The organism is Dactylosporangium sp. CS-047395, assembly GCF_050942185.1.
GTDB lineage: Bacteria > Actinomycetota > Actinomycetes > Mycobacteriales > Micromonosporaceae > Dactylosporangium.
Genome location: NZ_CP192015.1, coordinates 1,891,562 through 1,914,671, shown reverse-complemented (window position 1 = coordinate 1,914,671; position 23,110 = coordinate 1,891,562). Strand labels below are relative to the sequence as shown.

17 protein-coding genes are annotated in these 23,110 nt (G+C 71.3%); 8 read left to right on the top strand and 9 right to left on the bottom strand.

Translation table 11 applies throughout. The annotated features are described in order from the left end of the window. Window positions 1–27: 27 nt before the first annotated feature. The 8 genes from ACQP00_RS08805 to ACQP00_RS08770 all read right to left on the bottom strand — a co-directional run bounded on the left by ACQP00_RS08805 (window position 28) and on the right by ACQP00_RS08770 (window position 10,240). Window positions 28–1,095 carry a LacI family DNA-binding transcriptional regulator gene (locus ACQP00_RS08805; RefSeq protein WP_433223778.1) on the bottom strand — a complete coding sequence of 356 codons (1,068 nt, stop codon included), beginning with the start codon at window positions 1,093–1,095 and terminating at the stop codon, window positions 28–30. A gap of 61 nt (window positions 1,096–1,156) precedes the next feature. Beyond that, window positions 1,157–3,586 (bottom strand): GH36-type glycosyl hydrolase domain-containing protein, encoded by a 2,430-nt coding sequence (locus tag ACQP00_RS08800; protein ID WP_433216984.1) that lies wholly within the window; start codon window positions 3,584–3,586, stop codon window positions 1,157–1,159. 24 nt (window positions 3,587–3,610) lie between these two features. Next, a complete protein-coding gene (locus tag ACQP00_RS08795; RefSeq protein WP_433216981.1) occupies window positions 3,611–4,660 on the bottom strand; it encodes a LacI family DNA-binding transcriptional regulator in 1,050 nt (349 codons plus the stop codon). A 1-nt stretch (window position 4,661) separates the two neighbouring features. Next, the gene (locus ACQP00_RS08790) at window positions 4,662–6,065 is read right to left on the bottom strand and encodes a GH1 family beta-glucosidase (protein ID WP_433216978.1); all 1,404 of its coding nucleotides are present in this window, start codon (window positions 6,063–6,065) and stop codon (window positions 4,662–4,664) included. Beyond that, entirely contained in the window at window positions 6,062–6,907 is an 846-nt protein-coding gene (locus tag ACQP00_RS08785) for a carbohydrate ABC transporter permease (RefSeq protein WP_433066391.1), read from the bottom strand. Before ACQP00_RS08785 ends, ACQP00_RS08790 begins: the two co-directional genes overlap by 4 nt. Before the next feature lie 65 nt (window positions 6,908–6,972). Continuing rightward, window positions 6,973–7,950: a carbohydrate ABC transporter permease gene (locus ACQP00_RS08780; protein WP_433216975.1), complete on the bottom strand. Its 978-nt coding sequence runs from the start codon at window positions 7,948–7,950 to the stop codon at window positions 6,973–6,975. 89 nt (window positions 7,951–8,039) lie between these two features. After that, on the bottom strand, window positions 8,040–9,356 hold the full coding sequence (locus tag ACQP00_RS08775; RefSeq protein ID WP_433216972.1) for an ABC transporter substrate-binding protein: 1,317 nt from the start codon (window positions 9,354–9,356) through the stop codon (window positions 8,040–8,042). Between the two features lie 338 nt (window positions 9,357–9,694). Further along, the gene (locus tag ACQP00_RS08770) at window positions 9,695–10,240 is read right to left on the bottom strand and encodes a plasmid pRiA4b ORF-3 family protein (protein WP_433216969.1); all 546 of its coding nucleotides are present in this window, start codon (window positions 10,238–10,240) and stop codon (window positions 9,695–9,697) included. Between the two features lie 155 nt (window positions 10,241–10,395). Between ACQP00_RS08770 and ACQP00_RS08765 the strand changes: the two genes are divergently transcribed. From ACQP00_RS08765 to ACQP00_RS08730, 8 genes are all read left to right on the top strand, one after another. Then, on the top strand, window positions 10,396–11,106 hold the full coding sequence (locus ACQP00_RS08765) for a pyrimidine reductase family protein (protein WP_433216966.1): 711 nt from the start codon (window positions 10,396–10,398) through the stop codon (window positions 11,104–11,106). A gap of 194 nt (window positions 11,107–11,300) precedes the next feature. Continuing rightward, window positions 11,301–13,073 carry an ATP-binding protein gene (locus tag ACQP00_RS08760; protein ID WP_433216963.1) on the top strand — a complete coding sequence of 591 codons (1,773 nt, stop codon included), beginning with the start codon at window positions 11,301–11,303 and terminating at the stop codon, window positions 13,071–13,073. A 10-nt stretch (window positions 13,074–13,083) separates the two neighbouring features. Then, complete coding sequence (locus tag ACQP00_RS08755) at window positions 13,084–14,229, top strand: exonuclease SbcCD subunit D (RefSeq protein WP_433216960.1); 1,146 nt, start codon at window positions 13,084–13,086, stop codon at window positions 14,227–14,229. Next, window positions 14,226–16,703, top strand: a complete 2,478-nt coding sequence (locus tag ACQP00_RS08750) for an AAA family ATPase (RefSeq protein ID WP_433216957.1) — start codon at window positions 14,226–14,228, stop codon at window positions 16,701–16,703. The genes ACQP00_RS08755 and ACQP00_RS08750 overlap by 4 nt, the downstream gene beginning before the upstream one ends. Next, on the top strand, window positions 16,700–17,638 hold the full coding sequence (locus tag ACQP00_RS08745; RefSeq protein WP_433216954.1) for a hypothetical protein: 939 nt from the start codon (window positions 16,700–16,702) through the stop codon (window positions 17,636–17,638). Before ACQP00_RS08750 ends, ACQP00_RS08745 begins: the two co-directional genes overlap by 4 nt. Continuing rightward, entirely contained in the window at window positions 17,635–18,522 is an 888-nt protein-coding gene (locus ACQP00_RS08740) for a DNA-3-methyladenine glycosylase family protein (RefSeq protein WP_433216951.1), read from the top strand. The genes ACQP00_RS08745 and ACQP00_RS08740 overlap by 4 nt, the downstream gene beginning before the upstream one ends. Window positions 18,523–18,580: 58 nt before the next feature. Further along, a complete protein-coding gene (locus ACQP00_RS08735) occupies window positions 18,581–19,696 on the top strand; it encodes an ATP-dependent DNA ligase (RefSeq protein ID WP_433216948.1) in 1,116 nt (371 codons plus the stop codon). Beyond that, the gene (locus ACQP00_RS08730; protein WP_433216945.1) at window positions 19,693–21,264 is read left to right on the top strand and encodes an alpha/beta hydrolase; all 1,572 of its coding nucleotides are present in this window, start codon (window positions 19,693–19,695) and stop codon (window positions 21,262–21,264) included. The genes ACQP00_RS08735 and ACQP00_RS08730 overlap by 4 nt, the downstream gene beginning before the upstream one ends. Before the next feature lie 796 nt (window positions 21,265–22,060). Here the strand turns inward: ACQP00_RS08730 and ligD are convergent. Further along, a complete protein-coding gene (gene ligD, locus ACQP00_RS08725; protein WP_433216942.1) occupies window positions 22,061–23,074 on the bottom strand; it encodes a non-homologous end-joining DNA ligase in 1,014 nt (337 codons plus the stop codon). Between the last annotated feature and the right edge of the window lie 36 nt (window positions 23,075–23,110).

The following is a 23,110-nucleotide window of genomic DNA, read 5'->3' as shown; positions in this document are numbered from 1 at the left end:
ATGCCCGGCCCGGCGGATCGGCAAACGTTATGCGGATTCCCGACGGACCAGGTGCGTCTCCACCATCACGGAGGAGGATGCGGCGCCGGCGATGCGGGCGATGAGCAGGCGGGCCATCTCCCGGCCCATCGCCTCGACCGGCTGGTGGACCGTGGTCAGCGGGGGTTCGGTCTGCCGGGCGATGGCCACGTCGTCGAAGCCGACCAGGGCCACGTCGTCCGGGACGCGCTTGCCGAGGGAGCGCAGCGCGCGCAGGGCGCCCACGGCCATGAGGTCGGAGGCGGCGAACACGGCGTCGATCGACGGGTCGGCCTCGAGCAGTTCGTGGACCGCGCGCTCGCCGCTGGCTTCGGAGAAGTCGCCGTACGCGATCAGGCGCTCGTCGACCGGAAGACCGGCGCGCTCCAGGGCCTCGCGGTAGCCGGTGAGTCGCGAGACGCCGACGGCCATGTCCTGGGGGCCGGCGACCGCGGCGATGCGGCGGCGCTGGCGGTCCAGCAGGTGGCCGACGGCGATGCGGGCGCCGCCCTCGTTGTCGGCGTCCACGTAGGACAGCTGGGACAGCTGGGCGGTGAAGTTGAGCTGCTCGTCGTCGGCGAGCATCTGGGCCGGGCGGCCGCCGAGGACCACGGGCAGGCCGCGCCGTTCGAGCAGCAGGGGCAGCGGGTCGGCGTCGTGCAGGGAGAGCAGCATCACGCCGTCGACGTGCTGGTTGGTCAGGTGGTGCTCGACCCGCTCGCGCTCGGCCGGGGACTGGGCCATCGCCAGCCAGAGCTGCAGCTGGGTGTCGGCCAGGGCGGAGCTGATGCCGCGCACGATGCCGGCGAAGAAGGGCTCGCCGAAGACGCGCTCCTCGGACTCCGAGACGACCAGGGCGACGGAGTCGGTACGCTGCGTGACGAGCGCGCGGGCGGCGCGGTTGGGCACGTACCCCAGCTCGTCGATCGCCTTCTGCACCGCCGCGCGGGCCTCGGGGCTCACCTGGGGCGAGCCGTTGACCACTCGCGACACGGTGCCGCGGCCGACACCGGCGCGCAGGGCGACCTCGTCGAGCGTGGGCCGGCCGGCGGAACGGGGGCGGCCCGGGGACGGGATGTTCACGCCTCATTGTGCGCACATCCCGTCACCGGGCCACTGGTCAGGGCGACGATCTTTTTCAAGAAATCGTCAAGTTCACCTCAACGTCGGAGCCGGCGGGGGCCGCGGGGATGACCGCGCCGGGGTCGGCCGACTCGCCGTTCACGGTGAGCGAGCGGGATTCGCCGCGCTGCACGGTGATGCGGTACGTCGCGCCCCGGAACCGGCGAACCGCGGTGAACCCGGGCCAATCGGCCGGAATCACCGGATCGATCCGCAGCCCGGTCAGCTCGGGCCGGATGCCGAGGATCCACTGGGTGATCGCCGCGTAGTTCCACGCCGCAGTACCGGTGAGCCAGGAGTTCTTGGCCTCGCCGTGGGTCGGCGCGTCGCGGCCGGCGATCATCTGCGCGTAGACGTAGGGCTCACACTTGTGCACCTCGCTGATCGCCTCGCGGGCGGCCGGCAGGATGCGCTTGTAGTAGTCGAACGCGGCGTCGCCGTTGCCGACGATGGCCTCGGCGATCATGATCCACGGGTTGGTGTGGCAGAAGATCCCGGCGTTCTCCTTGTACCCCGGCGGGTACGACGAGATCTCGCCGAGCTCCAGCCGGTAGGAGCTGTAGGCCGGCTGCTGCAGGACCACGCCGTGCGGGGTGGCGAGCCGGTCGCGCACGCTGGCCAGGGCGGTGACCGCGGTGCCGTCCTCGACCCCGACGCCGCCCATGACGCACATGCCCTGCGGCTCGATGAAGATCTGCCCCTCGTCGTTGGAGGCCGAGCCGATCACGTTGCCGTAGAAGTCGTACGCGCGGCGGAACCACGCCCCGTCCCAGCCGTGCTCGGCGATCGTGCCGGCCATCTTCTCGGCCGCGTCGAGGTACTCCTGGCCCGGCTGCCCGACGAGCGCGGCGATCCCGGCGAGCTCGCGGGCGGCCAGCACGAACTGCCCGGCGATGAAGACCGATTCGGCCACCCCGCCGGTGGCGTTCTCGGTGGTCTGGAACGGCTCGCCCGGGGTGTCGGAGAAGCAGTTCAGGTTCAGGCAGTCGTTCCAGTCGGCCCGCCCGATCAGCGGCAGCCCGTGCGGTCCGAGGCGATCCAGGGTGTACCGGAACGAGCGCTGCAGGTGGTCGTAGAGCGGGACCTCGGTGCCGGGCGCGTTGTCGTAGGGCACCTGCGCGTCGAGGATCGACCGGTCGCCGCTCTCCTTGAGGTACGCCGCCACGCCCAGGATCAGCCAGAGCGGGTCGTCGTTGAAGCCGGAGCCGATGTCGTTGTTCCCGCGCTTGGTCAGCGGCTGGTACTGGTGGTAAGCCCCGCCGGTCTCCAGCTGGGTGGCGGCGATGTCGAGGATCCGCTCGCGGGCCCGCTCCGGGATCATGTGCACGAAGCCGAGCAGGTCCTGGTTCGAGTCGCGGAAGCCCATGCCGCGGCCGATGCCCGACTCGTAGAACGACGTCGAGCGGCTCATGTTGAACGTGACCATGTTCTGGTACGCGTTCCAGATGTTCACCATCCGGTCCGTGTCCCCGTCGGGCGTGCTGACCTGCAGCCCGCCGAGCAGCGTGTCCCAGTTCTCGCGCAGCGCGGCGAACCCGGCGTCCACGGTGTCCTGCCGCAGCCAGCGCTCGATGACCGGCCGTACCGTCTGCTTGTTGATGGTCTGCGAGCCCGGGGGGTCGAACTTGGCGTCCCTGGGATTCTCCGCGTAGCCGAGCACGAACCCGATCTCGCGGGTCTCCCCCGGCTCCAGCGTGACCTTCACGTGGTGGGAGCCGTGCGGCTGCCAGCCGTTGGCGATCGAGTCCGAGGCGCTGCCCCGCTCGACGGCAACCGGGCGGTCCCACGACCGGTACGGCCCGAGGAACGCCTCCCGGCTGGTCTCGAACCCGGCGAGGGGCTCGGAGCAGGCGAAGTACGCGAAGTGGTCGCGCCGCTCGCGGTACTCGGTCTTGTGGTAGATGACCCCGTCGACGACCTCGACCTGGCCGGTGCTGAAGTTGCGCTGGAAGTTGGTCGCGTCGTCCTGGGCGTCCCAGAGGCAGAACTCGACCGACGAGAAGACCGAGAGCTCGGCGGTGGTCGCGCGCTCGTTGGTCAGCCGCAGCCGCCAGACCTCCAGGGTCTCGCCGAGCGGCACGAAGTACGACGTCTGCGCCTTGATCCCGCGGTAACCGGACGAGATCCGGGTGTAGGACAGCCCGTGCCGGCACTCGTAGTCGTCGAGCTCGGTCTGCGTGGGCTGCCAGGTCGGCGACCAGAACGTGCCGTCGGCGGCGTCGCGCAGGTAGAGGTAACGGCCGCCGAAGTCGAAGGGCGCGTTGTTGTACCGGTAGCGGGTGAGGCGGCGCAGCCGCGCGTCGCGGTAGAACGAGTAGCCGCCGGCGGTGTTGGAGATGATGCCGAAGTACGCCTCGGTGCCCAGGTAGTTGATCCAGGGCAGCGGGGTGTCGGGCCGTTCGATCACGTACTCGCGACTGTTGTCGTCGAAGTGGCCGAAGCGCACGGTTGCCTCCTGCGGGGTGGTCAGTTAGGCCGACTCACGCACGACCAGGTGCGTGTCCAGCACAGTCGAGTGGGCCGGCCCGCCGGCGATGCGGGCCAGCAGGAGCCTGGCCATCTCGCGACCCATCCCCTCCACCGACTGATGCACGGTGGTGAGCGGCGGCAGGGTCTGCCGGGCCACGGCGGAGTCCTCGAACCCGACCACGGCGACGTCCGCGGGCACGGTCCGGCCCCGCTCGCGCAGGGCTCGGATGGCACCGGCGGCCATCAGGTCGGAGGCGGCGAAGACGGCGTCGAGCCCCGGGTTGAGATGCAGCAGGCGGTACATCGCTTCGGCGCCGCTCGCCTCGCTGAAGTCGCCGTATGCGACGAGACGGTCGTCGAACGGGTGGGACGCGTTGCGCAGCGCCACGCGGTAGCCGCGCAGGCGGGCCTTGCCGACCCCCATGTCCTGCGGGCCGGCGATCGCCGCGACGCAGCGGCGCCCCAGGTTGAGCAGGTGCTCGACGGCCAGCCGGGCGCCGCCCTCGTTGTCGTTGTCGACGAACGAGACGGTGTGCCCGTTGAGCTGCCCGCCCGATTCCCCGTGGATCGAGCCCGTCTCGAGCATGTGCGCGGTGCGCCCGCCCAGGACGGTCGGCAGCCCCCGCCCGGCCAGCAGGCCGGGCAGCGGGTCGTCGTCGTGCAGTGACAGCAGCAGGACGCCGTCGACGTGCTGATCGGAGAGGTGCCGCTCGACCAGCACACGCTCGGAGACCGACTGCGCCATCGCGAGCCACAGCTGCATCTGGGTGTCGGCCAGGTGCGAGCTGACCCCGCGGACGATGCCGGCGAAGAACGGCTCGCCGAAGACCCGCTCCTCGGACTCGGAGACGACGAGCGCCACCGAGTCCGTCCGGCGGGTCACCAGCGCCCGGGCCGCCCGGTTGGGCACGTACCCGAGTTCGTCGATCGCCTTCTGCACCGCCGCCCGCGCCTCCGGGCTCACCTGGGGCGAGCCGTTGATGACCCGGGAGACGGTGCCGCGCCCGACACCGGCCAGGGCCGCGACCTCGTCGAGTGTCGGGCGGTGCACGCTACTCGGCCAGGCCGTTGCGCTTGATGACCTCGCGGTACCGGTGCCCGCTGGTCTTCATCGTGCGCGCCTGCGTGTCGTAGTCGACGGAGACGAGGCCGAACCGCTTGGTGTAGCCCCACGCCCACTCGAAGTTGTCCAGCAGCGACCAGGCGAAGTACCCCTCGAGCGGGGCACCCTGCGCGATCGCGTCCAGGCAGGCCCGGAAGTGGGCGTCGAAGTACGCGGCCCGCTCGACGTCGTCGATCTGTCCGTCGGCACCCGTGGTGTCGACGTACGCCGCCCCGTTCTCGGTGATGTACAGCGGGATGGCCGGGTAGTCGCGCGCGACCCGCACCAGGGTCTCGGTGAGCCCGGGCGCGTCGACCTCCCAGTTCATGTCGGTCACGGGCACGCCGGGGCGCTTGTGGAAGCGCACGTGCTCGCTGCCGGGCCAGGACGTGGGCGCCCGCCAGTAGGGCTCGGCGGGCACGTCCGGGTCGGGCGCGCCGACCACGTGCCGGCTGTAGTAGTTGATGCCGAGCAGGTCCAGCGGCGTGGAGATGACCTCCAGGTCGCCGTCGTGGACGAAGCCGAAGTCGGTGACCCCGGCCAGATCCTCGCGGACGTCCTGGGGGTAGGCACCGAGCAGTACCGGATCCAGGAAAATGCGGTTGGCCAGCCCGTCGATGCGCCGCACGGCCTCGTGGTCGGCCTCCGACGCCGGGTCGGCCGGCGAGATCGCGTAGAGGTTCAGCGTGATGCCGAGCTGCGCGGCCGGGTCGGCGGCGCGGATCGCCCGCACCGCCTCGCCGTGGCCGAGCAGCAGGTGGTGCGTCGCGGCGAGCGCGTCCGGGGCGTGCTTGCGGCCCGGGGCGTGCGCACCCGACGCGTACCCGAGAAACGCCGAGCACCACGGCTCGTTGAGCGTGGTCCAGTGCTTGACCCGGTCGCCGAGCGCGCCGTGCACCTGCGCGGCGTACTCGGCGAACCGGAACGCGGTGTCGCGGGCCGGCCAGCCACCGGCGTCCTCGAGCTCCTGCGGGAGGTCCCAGTGGTACAGCGTGACCCAGGGGGTGATCCCGTGCCCGAGCAGCTCGTCCACGAGCCGCCGGTAGAAGTCGAGCCCCTGTTCGTTCATCGACCCGCGGCCGCCCGGCTGCACGCGGGGCCACGCGATGGAGAACCGATAGGAGCTCAGCCCCAGGTCGGCCATCAGCGCGACGTCCTCGCGGTAGCGGTGATAGTGGTCGCACGCTTCGTCGCCGGTGTGCCCGCCCTTGGTCATGCCGGGGGTGTGGCTGAACGTGTCCCAGATCGACGGGGTACGGCCGTCCTCGGCCGCCGCCCCCTCGATCTGGTACGACGCGGTCGCCGCCCCCCACAGGAATCCGGGTGGGAACGTCAGCGGGTCGATACTGGTCACGCCTTGACCGAACCTTCCATGATGCCGCCGATGATCTGGCGACCGAATGCGATGAACACGAGGAGCAGCGGAATGATCGCCAGGGCTGTCCCGGTAAAGACTTGCACGTAGTCCGTCTTGTAGTAACCGGTCGCCAAGATGTTCAGCGAGACCTGGACGGTCGGGGTGTCCCCGTCGAGCACCACGTAGGGCCAGAGGAAGTCGTTCCACGTCTCCATGAACGTGAGCAGGCCGAGGACCGCCGCGGCCGGGCGCAGCGCCGGGAGCACGACGCTCCAGTACGTCCGCCAGGTCGAGGCCCCGTCCACACGCGCCGCCTCGATCAGCTCGTCGCTGATCGCCGACTCCGCGTACTGCCGGATCATGAACACGCCGAAGCCCTTGACCAGGAACGGCACGATCACCGCGGGCAGGGTGTGCAGCCAGTCCAGCTTCACCATCAGCAGGTACAACGGAATGATGTTGACCTGCGTCGGGATCATCATCGTCATGATGATGATCAGCAGCAGCGCGTTCTTGCCGCGGAACTTGAGCTTGGCGAACGCGAAGCCGGCCAGGGTCGAGAAGAACACCACCGACAGCGTGACGCAGCCCGACACGATGGCCGAGTTGATCAGGCCGTAGACGAAGTTGGCGTCGGTGTTCTCCAGCACCCGCTGGGCGTTGGAGAAGAAGTTGCCACCCGGGGTGAGCGGCGGCGGGATGTCCGTCACCGCGCTGTTGTCCCGGGAGGCCACGATGAACGACCAGACGATCGGGAAGACCGACAGGACGATCGTGATGATCAGCGCCAGGTAGGTCAGCGGGCTGGCCTCCCACAGCGACGCGGACGCGCTGCGGATGCGGCCGGAGCGCTTGGGCGCCGGGGCCGGCGTGGTCCGGCTGGGCCGGGCGGGGGTCATGGTGCTCATTGCGTCTGCCCCCTCACCGAGCGGCGCACCAGCAGGAAGTTGATCAGAGCGAAGATCAGGATGATCAGGAACAGCAGCCAGGAGATCGCGGCGCCGCGGCCCACGTTGAAGTTGTTCGTGAACGTGGTCTCGTAGATGTACATCGCGACGGTCTGGAACTCGTTGAGCGAGCCACCCTGGATGCGGCCGTAGTTGAACAGCAGCGGCTCGGTGAACAGCTGCATGCCGCCGATCGTGGAGATGATGACCGTGAACAGGATCGTCGGCTGGATGAGCGGCACGGTGATCCGCCAGAAGCGGCGCATGGCCGAGGCCCCGTCGAGCGAGGCCGACTCGTAGAGCTCCTTCGGGATCGCCTGCATCGCGGCGAGGTAGATCAGGGCGTTGTAGCCCGTCCAGCGCCAGTCGACCATGAAGGCGATCGCGGTCCACGACGACCAGCGGTGGTTGCGCCACTCGACCGGGTCGAAGCCGACGGTCTGCAGCAGCCAGTTGGCCAGGCCGTAGCGGTCGGCGAAGATCAGGCCGAAGACGATGCCGACGGCGGCCACGGACGTGATGTTCGGGATGAGCACGCCCATGCGGATCGCGGTGCGGGCGCGCATCTTCTTGTTCAGCCAGCTCGCGATCATCAGCGCCAGGATGAGCTGCGGCACCGTGGCCACGATGAAGAGGCCGAACGTGTTGCCGATGACCGTCCAGAAGTGCTCGTCGGCGAGCACCTTGCTGTAGTTCTCGAAGCCGACGAAGCCCTGGTCGCCGCCGGTCAGCGTGTTCTTGCGCAGCGACAGGACGGCGGTGTAGATGAGCGGGTACGCGCCGAACACCGCGAAGAGCAGGAAGAACGGGGCGACGAACACGTACGGCGAGTACTTGATGTCCAGCCGGCCGAACCGAGAGCCGCGCCGCCGCGGCGGCACCTCCTGGTCCCTCCGCCCGTGACGAGGCCCGGCGACCTCGACATTGGTGGTCATGGGTGTGGTCCTTCGTCCTAAGCCCGGTCGCTGGCGAGCGGAGGTGGCGAGTTGCCGCCACCTCCGCCCGGTGTCGATCGGGGTCCCGATCAGCCTTCGGCCAGCGCCTTGCTGTCCTTGATGGCCTTGTCCCAGCCCGCCTGAGCGCTCAGCTTGCCCTGCTCAGCGGCCTGCATGGCCGGCTCGAAAGCGTTCTCCCAGAGGGCCTGGTGCTTCGGGCCCAGGTAGATCGGCTTGAGGGTCTTCGCGGCGTCGACGTAGATCTTGCCGACCGGCGCGTTGTTGAAGTAGTCGTTCGTCGCGCCGGAGATCTGCGGGTCCGAGAGCGCGTTGACCGACGACGGCAGCGGGCCGGCCTCCTTGAAGGAGTCGATGCCACCCTGCTTGCCGGTCAGGAACTTGATGAGCTCGAACGCGGCCTTCTTGTTCTTGCTCTGCTCCGGGATCGCGAGGTAGGAGCCGCCCCAGTTGCCGCCGCCGCCGGGGATCGACGCGATGTCCCACTTGTTCTTGCCGGCGTCGCCGGCGCGCTCCTTGATGACACCCGTGTACCACGGCGGGCACGGCACGGTCGCGAACGCGGCGTTCTTGAACGCGGCGTCCCAGTCCGTCGACCAGCGGGCCAGCTTCGCCGTCAGGCCCTTGGAGGCCATGTCGATGCCCAGGTCGTAGGCCTTGCGCACGACCGGGTTGCTGTCACCGATGTACTTGTCGCTCTTGTCGTAGAACCAGGTGTCGCTGTTCTGCATGATGTACGGCTGCATGACCGAGGTGGCCGAGTCCAGCCAGGTCGCGCCGGTGTTCTTCGACTTGAAGGTCTCGCCCTGCTTGACGTAGTCCGCCCAGGTCGGCCAGAGCTTGCTCACGGCGTCGCGGTCGGTCGGCAGGCCGGCCTTCTGGAACAGGTCGGTGCGGTAGCACATGGCCAGCGGGCCGACGTCCGTGCCGAGGCCGACGAGCTTCTTGCCGTCCGCGGTGAACGCGTTCTTCCACTTGAACGGCAGGTACTCGCTCTCCAGCGACGAGGCGCCGAGGTCGAGCAGGTTCGCGAAGGGCTTGTTGTCCTTCAGGTACTGCAGCAGCATGCCCTCTTCGAGCATGACCACGTCACTCGCGCCGCTGCCCGCGGAGAGCTGCTGGGCCAGCTTCGGCACGAAGTCCTTGGTCTGGCCCTCGTTCTTGACGTCGACCTTGATGTTCGGGTTCGCCGCCTCGAAGTCCTTGACGGCCTGGGTGAACCCGGGCGTGCCGAAGTAGGACAGCGAGATCGTGACCGGCCCACCGGCCGTGCTGTTGTCCGATCCGGTGCTGTCGTCCTTGGCACTGCAGGCGCCGATGCCGAGGGCGAGCCCGACGGTCAGCGCGGCCGCGGCGACGGATCGCATGCGGCGCGAGGTGAAGCTCATCCTGACCCCTCTCTCAGGTCGTGATGGGTGTGGGTGGTGTGGGGTGTTGATGCGTACGGCGGCGGGCACGCGGAAGCCCCGCCGGCGCGGTCTGGCGGACATGCGAGTTGATGTCTCCCACGGCTGCGGGGTGTGGCACCGGCCACAGCCGCGGGAGCGCTCCCATGAGATTGCAGGGCGAACCGCGGTGTGTCAATGGGGCAATGGGAGCGTTCCCATTTCGTTACCGCAAGATTTCCAACGCAGTGTTTCGTCGGAATTGCCGGAAAATGGAGCGCTCCCACGCATCACGGAACGTGACGCCAGCACAAGAGGGCCCTACGTGTACTGAAAGTTACTCAGGTCATCCGCCGCAGCAGAGTGCTCGGCAGTCCCGGCTCGAAGCCGACGGGGTCGAAGGCGCGCCCGAGCCACGCCCGCATGGCCTCGCGATCGGCGTGTGCGGGGTCCGCGTAGGCGGCCAGGAACTCGCGATAGCCGGACGGCCCGCCGACGTCGTCCGGCGGGCACGCGCGCTCCCCGCCGGTGCACATCGGATAGCGCGTCTCGAGGTCGGCCGGGACCACGTCCTCGACCGCGACCTCGTGCTCCCACCAGTCGCCGAAGTCGTAGGTGTACCGCAGCCGCGAGCCCTTGGCGGCGAGCGCGTCGAGGCGGTGCTCGAGCTCGTCGCGGACCTCGAGCAGCCCGTCCGGGTCGGGCACGCCGTACTGGACGCCGTCGATGTCGAAGACGTGCAGGTGACGGTCGCTCCAGCCCATGGCCAGCTGGATCACCCGGTGCAGCCGGTCGAGGGTGTACCCGCCGGGCACGAGGACGCGCCGCCAGACCGGCGGTTCGACGCCGTCGAGCGCGATGCGCAGCTGGTAGATCATGCGAGCCATGGTGCAGCCATTGTCGGGTGCGTTCGACCACCTCCGCAGCCCTTCGATCCGATCTCACTGCGATCCCTGCCCAGGGGAGCTCCGCTCCACCCGGACCCCCTCGGAGCCCGCAGCGGCGTACTCGGCGCACGTCGCGTTGCCTGTAAAGTTCCGGGGTGCAGCAGCTGTGGCCGAGCGCCGTCGAAGATCCCCAGCTCATCGACCTGTATCGAACTCCGCCCGGGCCGTGGCTGCGGCTGAACTTCGTCGCCAGCCTCGACGGGGCGGGGACGGTGGACGGGAGGAGCGCGCCGCTGTCCGGGCCGGCCGACAAGCGCGTCTTCGGGGTGCTGCGGATGCTGTGCGACGCGCTCGTTGTGGGTGCGGGGACCGTGCGCGACGAGGGGTACCACGCGCTGCGCCTCGACGCCGACCGGCGGGCCTGGCGGGTGGCGAACGGGCTCGCCGAGTACCCGACGATGGTGATCGTGTCGAAGCGGCTGGACCTCGATCCGGCGCTCGACGCCCTGGCCGACGCCCCGGTCCGCCCGATCGTGCTCACCCGCGCCGGCGCCGACCCCGGGAAGCTGGCCGAGGTCGCCGATCTGATCACCGTCGGTGACGACCAGGTGGATCTGCGGGCCGGGGTGGCCGCCCTGCGCGAGCGCGGCTTCGCGCACCTGCTCAGCGAGGGCGGGCCGATGCTGTTCGGCTCGCTCGCCGCGGCCGGGCTCGTCGACGAGCTCTGCCTGACCGTCTCGCCACTGCTGGCCGGGGCCGGACCGGGGCGGATCATCGGCGGCCCGGAGCTCCCGGCGCCCGAGCATCTCACGCTGCGTCACGTGCTGTACGACGACGGGTTGCTCTTCCTGAGACACGCTCGTTAACCCACAGGGCCGTCCACAGGCCTGTGGACAACGCGGCACGAGCCTGTGGACAAAGGTGTGTCGCGACCGGTTTTGTCCCCGTTTGTCCAAGTGAATCGGACACTCATCCATCCACCGTGGCGTGGTGCCTTCGCCCTGCCCGCCCGCGTGGGGCACGATGCACAGGCGAACACTTGTACTGGGGGTCGACAGCCATGGAGGACGAAACCGGGGCCGCGAGCAGCGGGCCGGTCGTCGGGCGCGTGCTCGGCACCGCCGACGCCACGCCGCTGACGTTCTGGGTCGCCGTCGAGGACGGTGCCTACCTCCAGCTCGACGACGTCGTCGTCACGCAGCGTGACGTTCCCGAGCACGACCCGGTGACCATCGCGGGCGTGGTGACCGCGGTGCGGGCCCGGCACGAGGGGGTCGTGTTCGACTCCGACGTCTTCCTCGTCGCCGACGGCACGCTGCCGGCCACCGTCCAGGAGGCGGCGGAGATCACCACGACCCGGGTCGATCCCGAGGTGTACGTCCCGCCGACCCCGGGCGCGCTCGTCCACCGGGCGCAGGGCGACGCACGGGCCGGTGCGCTGTACTTCGACCGGATGGACCGCACCATCCCGATGGGCTTCGGCCGCGACGGCGCCGCGATGTTCCTCAACGCCGACTTCCTCGACGGCAGCCGCGGCGCGCACGTGTCCATCTCCGGCATCTCCGGGGTGGCGACCAAGACGAGCTTCGCGACCTTCCTGCTCTACTCGGTCTTCCGCTCGGGCGTGCTCGGCGGCGCCGGCGAGACCGCGAACACCCGCGCCCTCATCTTCAACGTCAAGGGCGAGGACCTGCTCTTCCTCGACCACCCCAACAGCCGGCTCGACCAGGCCACCGAGGACGCGTACGCGCGGCTCGGGCTGGTCGCCGGGCCGTTCCCGGACGTGCGGGTCTACGCACCGCCGCGGGCCGGCGACTCGTCGGGCACGCCGGACGTGAGCAGCCGGCTCTCCGGCGTCGACGCGTTCTACTGGACGCTGACCGAGTTCTGCGCCGACCGGCTGCTGCCGTACGTGTTCGCGGATGCCGATGATGAGCGGCAGCAGTACACGATGGTGGTCCATTCCGTCACCGCCCACCTGGCCCGCGTGGCGGTGCCGGCCGAGGGCGGGGTGGCGGTCGACGGCACCCGTCTGAACTCCTACGCCGACCTGGTGGACTACCTCGTCGAGCAGCTCAACGACGACGCCACCCGCGGGCAGTGGGCCGGCAATGCGATCGGCCTGGGCACCGTCAACGCGTTCGCGCGCCGGCTCATCGGCAGCAAGAAGGACCTGTCCCGGCTCATCCGCGGCGACCTCGCGCAGCGCAAGCCGCACCAGATCAACACCGCCGAGTCGGCCCAGGTGACCGTGGTCGACCTGCACAACCTGCCCGACCGGGCGCAGCGCTTCGTGGTCGGCGTGACGCTGCGCACCGAGTTCGAGCGCAAGGAGAAGGCCGGCTCGGCCAAGCCGCTGCTGTTCGTGGTGCTCGACGAGCTCAACAAGTACGCGCCGCGCGAGGGCACCAGCCCGATCAAGGAGGTGCTGCTCGACATCGCCGAGCGCGGGCGCTCCCTCGGCGTCGTGCTCATCGGCGCGCAGCAGACGGCGAGCGAGGTCGAGCGGCGCATCGTGGCCAACTCGGCGATCCGGGTCGTCGGGCGGCTGGACCCGGCCGAGGCGTCCCGTCCGGAGTACGGCTTCCTGCCCCCCGCCCAGCGCCAGCGCGCCCTGCTGGCCAAGCCCGGCACCATGTTCGTGTCGCAGCCGGAGATCCCGGTGCCGCTGTGCATCGAGTTCCCGTTCCCGTCCTGGGCCACCCGCCCGGCCGAGGCCGGTCCCCCGCCGGCCGCGACGCTGCGCTCGATCGCCCAGCACGCCACCGACCCGTTCGCCGTCGTGGCCCACGTCGGCGCGGGCGGCATCAGCGACGACGACATCCCCTTCTAGGAGCTTGACGGTGCGCATCCTGCATACCTCGGACTGGCACGTCGGCAAGGTCCTCAAGGGACAGTCCCGCTCGGCCGACCACATCGCGGCGATCAACGCGCTCGTCGACGTCGCGAAGGCCGAGCGGCCGGATCTGATCGTCGTCGCCGGCGACCTGTACGACACGGCCACCCCGACCGCCGAGTCGACGAAGATCGTCACCCGCGGGCTGTCGGCGCTGCGCAAGACCGGCGCCGAGGTGGTGGTGATCGGCGGCAACCACGACAACGGCAAGGCCCTCGACGCGCTGCGCCCGTGGGCCGACGCGGCCGGGATCACGATCCGCGGCGCGATCGGGCGGCCGGAGGAGCACCTGCTGGAGGGCACGACGGCCGGCGGCGAGGAGTGGCGGCTCATCGCGCTGCCGTTCCTGTCCCAGCGCTACGCGGTGCGGGCCAGCGAGATGTTCGACCTCTCGGCGGCCGAGATCACCCAGTCGTACGCGGGGTACGTCGGCGACCTCATCGCGCGGCTGGCCCAGGGCTTCGGGGCGAACACCGTGAACCTGCTGACCGCCCACCTCACCGTCATCGGGGCCACGATGGGCGGTGGGGAGCGGGAGGCGCACACGATCATGGGGTACGCGGTGCCGGCCAGCGTCTTCCCGTCCTCGCTGCACTATGCGGCGCTGGGCCACCTGCACCGCGCGCAGTCGGTCAACGGCCCCTGCCCGATCCGCTACAGCGGCAGCCCGCTGCCCATCGACTTCGGCGAGGAGGAGAACTTCGCCTCGGCCGCGATCGTGGACGTGACCGCGGCGACCGCCGCGCGGGTGCGCGAGCTGCCGCTGCCCGTCCTGACGCCACTGCGCACGGTGCGCGGGACGCTCGCCCAACTGGCCACATTGGACACCGGTGAGGCCCTTCTCCGGGTGTACGTCCAGGAGCCGCCCCGGGCGGGCCTGCGCGAGGAGGTGCAGGCGCTGCTGCCCAAGGCGATCGAGGTGCGGATCGATCCGAAACTGCTGCCGGCTCCCGGCTCGGGCCGGGCCTCCAGCGCGCAGGCCGGGCGCTCGGCCGGCGAGCTCTTCTCGGACTACCTCGACCAGCGCGGACACGCCGACGAGGCGACCGTGGCCCTGTTCCACCGGCTGCACGACGAGGTGACGCACTCATGAGGCCCGTCCGCCTGGATCTCGACGGCTTCACCGTGTTCCGCGACCCCACCACCGTCGACTTCACCGACACGGACTTCTTCGCGCTGGTCGGGCCGACGGGCTCGGGCAAGTCGACGGTCCTCGACGCGATGTGTTTCGCGTTGTACGGCACGGTCCCCCGCTGGGGCGACCGGCGCGCGATCGCCAACGCCCTGGCCCCCTCGGCCGCCGAGGCGCGGGTGCGGCTGGTCTTCGAGTCGGCCGGCAAGCGCTACGTGGTCACGCGCGTCGTGCGCCGCGACGGCAAGGGCGCGGTCACCACGAAGGCCGCCGGCATGGAGCTGCTGGCGCCCGGCCTGGACCTCGCCAAGCTGGAGTTCGGCCTGGAGCAGTCGGACATCGCCGAGGTGCTGGCGGGCACGCCGAGCGAGGTCGACACGGCGGTGCTGACGGTGGTCGGGCTGCCGTACGAGCAGTTCACCAAGTGCGTGGTGCTGCCGCAGGGCGAGTTCGCGGCGTTCCTGCACGCCAAGCCGGCCGAGCGGCAGAAGATCCTGGTCAACCTGCTGGGGCTGGAGGTGTACGGCAAGATCCGGGAGAAGGCCCAGACGGAGGCCGGCACCGCCGAGACCAAGCTCAAGGTCCTCGACGACCAACTGCACGGCTTCTCCGACATCGACGACGCCGCGCTGGCCGCGGCCGTGTCCCGGGTCGAGGCGTTGCGCGCGGTCGCGGCGGCGGTGGACGCGATCGTGCCCCGGCTGAGCGACGCCGATCGGCTCGCGGGGCAGGCCGCGAGCGCGCTGGCCACGCTCGATGCCGAGATCGGGCGTCTTTCCTCCGTTTCGGTACCGTCCGAAGCCGCGAACCTCGCCGCCACCGCCGCGACCGCGCGTGCGGCCGTCGCCGGTGCGCAGGATGCCGTGCGCGCGGCGGAGGAGCGGGAGGAGAAGCTGCGGGGCGAGCTGGCGGCGGCGGGCGACGCGACGGCGCTGCGGCGGTTGCTCGACCACCACGCCTCCCGCGCGCGGCTGGCTTCCGAGGCCACGTCCGTGCGGGCGACGCTCGCGTCCGCGGAGGCCGAGCACGGGAAGGCCGCGGACGCGCTGGAGGCCGCCCGCGCGGACGCGTCGGCCGCGCGGCTTGCCCTGGAGGCCGCGTTCGAGGCCTACAACGCCGCGATGGCCACGGACCAGGCGGTGGCGCTGCGGCCCGGGTTACGGGAGGGCGAGGCCTGCCCGGTGTGCGAGCAGACGGTCCACGCGCTGCCCGACATGCCGCACGAACCCGCGGTGATCAAGGCGAAGAAGGCCGGTGAGGTCGCCCGCAAACGCAGCACGGCGGCGGACAAGGCGGTGGAGGAGCGGGACCGGTCGGCGCGCGACCTCGACCGCGCGCTCGCCACGGCGCGGGCGCATGCCCAGCAGCTGGAGCGGCAGCTGGCCGAGCTGGAGCGGGCGCTGGACGGGGCGCCGCCGCCGGAGGCGCTGCAGCGCGACCTCGACGGCATCGGCGCGCTGACCCGCCGCCTCGAGCAGGCCGGGGCCGAGGTGCGCAAGGCCCGCGAGGGGCACCGCACCGCCGCGGGGGCCGCGGACCGGGCCGAGGAGCGGCTGCGCAGCGCCTGGCGGGCGTTCGACACGACGCGCGACGGGCTGGCCCAGTTCGGGCCGCCGCCGGCCAACCGCGACGACCTGGCCGACGCCTGGTCGACCCTGCACGGGTGGGCCACCGGCGAGGCGGGCCGCCGCCGGGCCGGGCGCCCGGCCGCGCAGGACGAGGTGAGCGCGGCCCAGCGCAAGGTGGCCGACGTCCGCGACGAGCTCGCCGCCCGGTTCACCGCGGCCGGCCTGGCCGCGCCCGGCGGCGATCCGGCCCGCGACGCCGCGGTGGCCCTCGAACGCGCGGACGCGGCCCGGCGCCGCATCGAGGAGCGGCGCGCGGACGCGGCGAAGATGCGCGAGCAGCGCGACGAGCTGGCCCGCGAGGCGCAGGTGGCCAAGGCGCTGGCCCAGCACCTGCGGGCCGACCGGTTCGAGCGCTGGCTGCTGGCCGAGGCGCTGGACACCCTGGTCGAGGGGGCGTCGCGCACGCTGCGGGAGCTCTCCTCCGGGCAGTACGACCTGGGTCACGAGAAGGGCGAGTTCTACGTCGTCGACCACCACGATGCGGGACTGCGCCGGGCCGTGCGGACGCTGTCCGGCGGCGAGACGTTCCAGGCCTCCCTGGCCCTCGCGCTGGCGCTGTCCGAGCAGCTGGCCGGGCTGTCGGCGGCGTCGGCCTCGCTGGAGTCGATCGTGCTCGACGAGGGCTTCGGGACGCTGGACACGGCCACGCTGGACACGGTCGCGGTGACGCTGGAGAACCTGGCCGCGCGCGGGGACCGGATGGTCGGGGTCGTCACGCACGTGGGGGCGCTGGCCGAGCGGATTCCGGTGCGCTTCGAGGTGCGCCGCGACGCGCGGTCGGCCCGGATCGAGCGGGCCGGTCTGTGAAGCTGCACGTCGACGCGTGGGATCCCGGCTACGGGCAGTCCTTCGACGCCGCTGAGGCGGGCCCGCCCGGGCAGAGCACCGCGCAGGTGCAGACCGACGTGGAGCTGCGCGCGGACGCGTGGCGGGCGGTCGACCCGCCGGCCGGGCTGACGCCGCCGGGCACGGTGCTGATCGTCGACGGGGTGCAGCGCATCGACGCGCGGGTCTGGATCACCGACGACGCGGGGGTCACCCACCCCGGCGTGGCCGCCTCCTATGCGGCCGGTGTGGTCTGCTGCGAGCTGGACCGAGGCTCGGCGCAGATCGCCACCGCGCGGATCGATCGCGGGCTGTTCACGCCGGCGGAGAACGTGCCGGCGGTGGGGGCGGGGAACATCCGGTACACCTGGCGGCGCATTTCTCGTGGTGAGCCCAAGGACCTGGCGCTCGGGGTGCAGCGGCACATGCGGGCCCTGGAGGTGGGCGTCTCCGGCGAGGAGCGCACCGACGGTGACCTGCTGATCGTGGACGGGCCGCTGCAGGAACGGGCGCACCTGCCGCGGGCGCTGGGCTACATCAAGACGCACCGGGTCGAATACCTGCCGCCCGAGCTGACCAGCGTGGTCACGTCGCTGCGGGGCGGGCAGCGGACGCCGGTGTTCCTGCTGGGCACCTCGTGGAACCGTTTCGCCTGGTACCTGCGGCTGCCCGGACCGTCCGGCGCGCCCTGGTCGGGGATCGTGCGGGCGGAGTGCTCGGCCGACCTGACGTACGCGGACGCGGTCGCCCTCGCCCACCTGTCGGCGGTCACGCTGCCGCGGTTCGCGTCGCAGGCGTACAAGGACCCCCGCGCGCCGCAGAACCTGGTGCCGATCGCGGGGCTGGAGCGTAAGCTGCGCGCCATGCTCGGCGATGCTCGGCTCCTGCACCGGGCCCTGTCGCGGGCGGCCGGATGAAGGTTCCCGCGCGGTACGACCTGGCCGGCACGATGCGCGGACTCGCCCTCGTCGGCGGGGATCCCACCCTGGCCGTCGGCGCCCGCACGTCCTGGTTCGCCACCCGCACCCCGGACGGGCCGGGCTCGATCCGCTTCGACCTCGCGGGCGACGAGCTGACCTGGCAGGCGTACGGCCCGGGCGCGGACTGGCTGCTCGAGCGCGCGGACGCGATCGCGGGGCTGCGCGACGACCTCACCGGCTTCGCCGAGCTGGCCCGGGCCCATCCGCTCGTGCACCGCCTCGCGCGGGAGCACGCCGGGCTGCGGATGGCCACGACCGGGCGGGTGTTCCACCACATGGTGCCGGCGATCCTGGGCCAGAAGGTGTCGGGCAAGGAGGCGGCCCACGGGTACGTGCGCATCCTGCGCAAATTCTCCGAGCCCGCGCCCGGCCCGTGCGCCGGGCTCTTCCTGCCGCCGGAGCCGGAGGTGATCGCGGCGACGCCGTACTGGGCGTTCCACCCGCTGGGCGTCGAGCAGAAGCGGGCCGACACGCTGCGCCGGGCCGCGGCGCAGGCGGCCGCCCTGGAGCGCTGCGCGGACGCGGTGAGCTGCACGGCGCGGATGGTGAGCATCGCCGGGATCGGGCCGTGGACGGCGGCGGAGGTGACCCGCGCGGCGTACGGCGACGCCGACGTGGTCTCGGTCGGCGACTACAACATCAAGAACACGGTGGCCTTCGCGCTGACCGGGGCGGCCCGCGGCACGGATGAGCACATGCTGGAGCTGCTGGCGCCGTTCGCCCCGCATCGGGGGCGGGTGTGCGGGCTGCTGGCGCGGGCGGGGATCGGGGCGCCGCGCTTCGGGCACCGGATGACGATCCGTTCCTTCGCCCGCTTCTGAGCCGCTTCGCGCTTTTCCGGCCGGAAAGTTGTCGTACCCGTGTGGTTGACTGGGCCTCGTGGAGCTGCCAGTCCTGCCGCCAGTCGAGCCGATGCTCGCGAAGAGCATTCCCAGCCTGCCCAGCGCGCCCGGCATGAGTTACGAGCCGAAGTGGGACGGGTTCCGCTGCATCGTCTTCCGCGACGGCGACGAGGTCGAGCTGGCCAGCCGCGGCGGCAAGACGCTGACCCGGTACTTTCCCGAGGTCGTGGAGCAGGTCCGCGCCCAGCTGCCGGCCCGCTGCGTGGTCGACGGCGAGATCATCGTCATCCGCCGCGACACGGGTGAGCCGAAGCTCGACTTCGAGCTGCTCGGCCAGCGCATCCACCCGGCCGCCTCGCGGGTGAAGCTGCTCGCCGAGCAGACCCCGGCCTCGTTCGTCGCCTTCGACCTGCTCGCCCTGGGCGACGAGACCCTGGTCGAGGAGGGCTATTCGGTGCGCCGGGCCCGCCTGGCCGAGGCCCTGGGCGGCGTGCAGCCCCCCATGCACGTCACCCCGGTGACCACCGACATCGCCGTCGCCCAGGACTGGTTCGAGCGCTTCGAGGGCGCCGGCCTCGACGGGGTGATCGCCAAGCCCGCCGACGGCGCCTACGAGCCGGGCAAGCGCACCATGTTCAAGATCAAGCATTCGCGGACCGCGGACGCCGTCGTGGCCGGGTTCCGCTGGCACAAGGACGGCCCGATCGTCGGCTCGCTGCTGCTCGGGCTCTACGACGAGGACGGCCGCCTGCACCACGTCGGGGTGGCCGCCTCCTTCACCCGCGAGCGGCGGGCGGAGCTGGTCGAGGAGCTGGCGCAGTACCGTGAGAACGTCGTCGACCACCCCTGGAACTGGGCCGGCCTGGCCCCCGGCAGCGCCGCCGACAGCCTCGAGTCCGCCCCCGCCGAGGCCGGCACCCGCCTCCCGGGTGGGGTGAGCCGCTGGACCGGCAAGAAGGACCTCTCGTTCGTGCCGCTCCGCCCCGAGCTCGTGGTCGAGGTCGGCTACGACGCCATGGAGGGCGACCGCTTCCGCCACACCGCCCAGTTCAAGCGCTGGCGCCCGGACCGCGACCCGCGCTCGTGCACGTACGAGCAGCTGGACCGCCCGATCCGCTTCGACGTCGAGGCCGTCCTGGCGGGCCGCCCGTGAGCCGCTTCCGGCGCTTCCTGCCGTTCTTCCTGGTCTTCGTCCTCGCCGCCGGCTGCACGTCGGGCTCCCAGTTCACGACGCCGACGTCGGGCCGCCCGCTGGGCAAGCCGTCGACGTCCCCGTCGGGTGCGGGCGGTGCGGCCAACAAGTCGGGCGGCCTGGACATCCCGGCCGCCGACTGGCAGCCGTGCCCCGACGCCTACAAGGGCGTGTTCCCCACCCCGCCGCAGAACGTCCAGTTCACCTGCGCGACCGTAAAGGTCCCGAAGGACTGGAACAACCCGAAGGACTCGGGGACGTACGACATCGCCATGGTCCGCGGCCGCTCCACCTCCCAGCGCGACCGCGTCGGCTCCCTGTTCATCAACCCCGGCGGCCCGGGCGGCTCAGGCTTCGACTACGGCGTGTACCGCTCGGTGTACCTCCCCGCCGAGATCGTCCGCCGCTTCGACATCATCGGCTTCGACCCGCGCGGCGTGGGCCGCTCCTCCCCGGTGAAGTGCTTCGCGGACGCCGACCTGGACCAGAACTTCGGCATCGACCCCGACCCCACGAGCGACGAGGGCTTCCAGACCTTCGTCACCGTGACCCGCCGCATGGCCCAGAGCTGCGGCGACAAGTACGGCGACCAGCTCCCGCTCTTCTCCACCGAGCAGACCGCCCGCGACCTGGACGCCCTGCGCGCCTCGGTCGGCGAGCCCCAGCTCACCTACCTGGGCTACAGCTACGGCACCCTGCTGGGGGCCGTCTACGCCCAGCTCTTCCCCAAGAACGTCCGGGCCCTGGTCCTGGACGGCGCCGTGGACCCGACCCAGTCGATGCAGGTCTCGGCCGAGAAGCAGGCCGCGGGCTTCGAGCTGGCGTTCACCAACTTCAGCAAGTGGTGCCAGAGCAACGCCTCCTCCTGCCCGATCGGCCCCGACGCCCGAGCGGTCGTCATGAAGGCCATCGCCGACGCCCGCACCAACCCGGTCACGGGCGCGGGCGGCCGCAAGGCAACCTCGGGCTGGGTCTTCACCGCGGTGGTTTCGTCGCTGTACAGCGAGTCGTCGTGGCGCCTGCTGGCCCAGGCCATGGACGACCTGCGCAACGGCAAGCCGGCCAAGATGTTCCAGCTGGCCGACGCCTACGCCGAGCGCGACCAGAACGGCCACTACTCCAACATGTTCGACGCCAACTCGGCCGTGAACTGCGCCGACTCGGACGACACCCCCACGATCGAGCAGGACCGCACGCTGCAGGGGCAGTGGCGGCAGAAGTACCCGCTGTTCGGCGGGCCGCTGGCGCTGAACCTGATCTGCGCCCAGTGGCCGGGCAAACGCGACCCGTACCCCACTGGCCCGGCCACGGGCTCGGCTCCGATCGTGGTCATCGGCACCGTTGGCGACCCGGCAACGCCTTACGAGCAGGCGCCGGCTCTGGCCAAAATGCTGGGGGTGGGCACCTTGGTCACTTGGAAGGGCGAAGGGCATACGGCGTATCCGCAGACGGGCTGCATTATTGACGCCGTGAACCGGTACTTCATCGACCTGAAGGTGCCGGCGACGGGTACTACCTGCGAGAAGTAGCCTGCTCTCGCTCTTCCGGCTCGCACCGCCCCGCCCTCCTTTTCTCGGAAGGCGGGGCGGTTTGCGGTTGTGGCGCTTTGTCCTTCTGGCGGCGTGGGGGTTTTGTCACGAAAAGTCGGGCGCTGGCGCGCCGCGACTTTTCGGATTTATACCCCGACGGGCGATAAGTGCTGTTGATCGGAAACTGCGGGACAGACACTCTCAAATCGTCGAGCGAGCCAGGCAATGACCACTTCGACGAATACCGTGGTCGTGTCGGCGGTGAGGCCAGCCGGGTACTTGCGCGCCCAGTGGCGTGGGAAACCGGCACGGCTAGCCGCGTGGCTAGGTCGTGCGTGGCGGTGAACCGATGGAACGGGCCGCGTGGCTGGGTCGTGCGTGGCGGCGGACCGATGGAGCGGGCCGAACCGCTTGGGCTGGGTCGCGAATGGCGGCCGACGGACTGAGCCGGGCGAGCCGCGCGGGGTGGCGGACAGACGGAACAAGCCGAACCCCGCGCGCGTGGCGGCGAACAGCGGCGCGGGCCGCGTGGGCTGAGCTCGTGCATAGCGGCCGACAGACGGGGCGAGCCGAGCCGCGCCGCGCGAGCCGAGCCGTGAGGGGCGGCGGGACGGACGGGCAGGGTGAACGACGGTGCCGACGACGGCGAGCCGTGTGGGCGGGGCGAGTCGTCCGGGCGCCGCAAGTCGTGCGGGCGGGGCGAGTCGTGTGGGCAGGGCGAGTCATGCGGGCGCCGCAAGTCCTGCGGGCGGGGCGAGTCGTGTGGGCAGGGCGAGTCCGGCCGGGCGGCGGTGGGTCAGGACTCCTGTTTGCGGGCCCGGCTCGGTTGGACGCGCATGGGTTCGCCTTCCATTTTTGGGTACTCGGGCGGGTACGGCATGTCGCCTTCGCCGTTTTCGGCGTCGCGGGCTGACCAGGCGAGCAGCTCCGAGATGTCGTGGGCCACGTCGTCGATGGCGGCGTGCGGGTCACCGAGCTCGGCGATGCGGGCCGGCACCGTGCGCAGGTCGAAGTCGTCCGGCTCGACCGAACCTACCTCGTCCCAGCGAAGCGGGGTGGAGGCGGTGGCGCGGGGGTTGGCGCGCAGGGAGTAGGCGCAGGCGATCGTGCGGTCGCGGGCCATCTGGTTGAAGTCGATGAACACCCGCTCCCCCCGCTCCTCCTTCCACCACTTGGTGGTGGCCAGCTCCGGGGCGCGCCGCTCGACCTCGCGGGCCAGGGCGATCACGGCCCGGCGGGCTTCGACGAAGGTCCACTGCGGCTTGATGCGGACGTACACGTGCAGGCCTCGGCCCCCGGAGGTCTTCGGCCAGCCGATGAAGCCCAGCTCGTCGAGCACGCCCTTCAGCACGAGCGCGACCTTGGCGGCGTCGGCGAAGTCGGTGCCGGGCTGCGGGTCGAGGTCGATGCGCAGCTCGTCGGGCTGGTCGACGTGACCCTTTCGCACCGGCCAGGGGTGGAACACGATGGTCCCCATCTGCGCCGCCCACGCGACGTGCGCGAGATCGGCGGGGCAGAGCTCGTCGGCCTTGCGCCCGCTGGGAAAGGCGATCTGCGCCGTTTCGATCCACGTCGGTACCCCACGCGTGGGCACCCTCTTCTGAAAGAACGCCTCGCCGCCGATCCCCTCGGGGAACCGCTGCAGCGTCGTAGGCCGATTTCCCAGGGCGCGCATGATCCCGTCCCCGACGGCGAGGTAGTACTCGAAGACGTCCTGCTTCGTGAACCCCCGCTCCGGAAACACCACCCGCTCGGGACTCGAGAGCCGAACGGCCCGCCCCGCGACCTCAACCTCCAGCGCACCGGCCATGCCAAGGACCTTACTGCCGCACCCCGCCCCCGCGCG

Bases quoted from the DNA above. Each gene is read 5' to 3' on its own strand.
- ACQP00_RS08780 (WP_433216975.1), bottom strand. From the start codon at position 7,950: ATGACCACCAATGTCGAGGTCGCCGGGCCTCGTCACGGGCGGAGGGAC.
- ACQP00_RS08775 (WP_433216972.1), bottom strand. From the start codon at position 9,356: ATGAGCTTCACCTCGCGCCGCATGCGATCCGTCGCCGCGGCCGCGCTG.
- ACQP00_RS08770 (WP_433216969.1), bottom strand. From the start codon at position 10,240: ATGGCTCGCATGATCTACCAGCTGCGCATCGCGCTCGACGGCGTCGAA.
- ACQP00_RS08760 (WP_433216963.1), top strand. From the start codon at position 11,301: ATGGAGGACGAAACCGGGGCCGCGAGCAGCGGGCCGGTCGTCGGGCGC.
- ACQP00_RS08750 (WP_433216957.1), top strand. From the start codon at position 14,226: ATGAGGCCCGTCCGCCTGGATCTCGACGGCTTCACCGTGTTCCGCGAC.
- ACQP00_RS08740 (WP_433216951.1), top strand. From the start codon at position 17,635: ATGAAGGTTCCCGCGCGGTACGACCTGGCCGGCACGATGCGCGGACTC.
- ligD (WP_433216942.1), bottom strand. From the start codon at position 23,074: ATGGCCGGTGCGCTGGAGGTTGAGGTCGCGGGGCGGGCCGTTCGGCTC.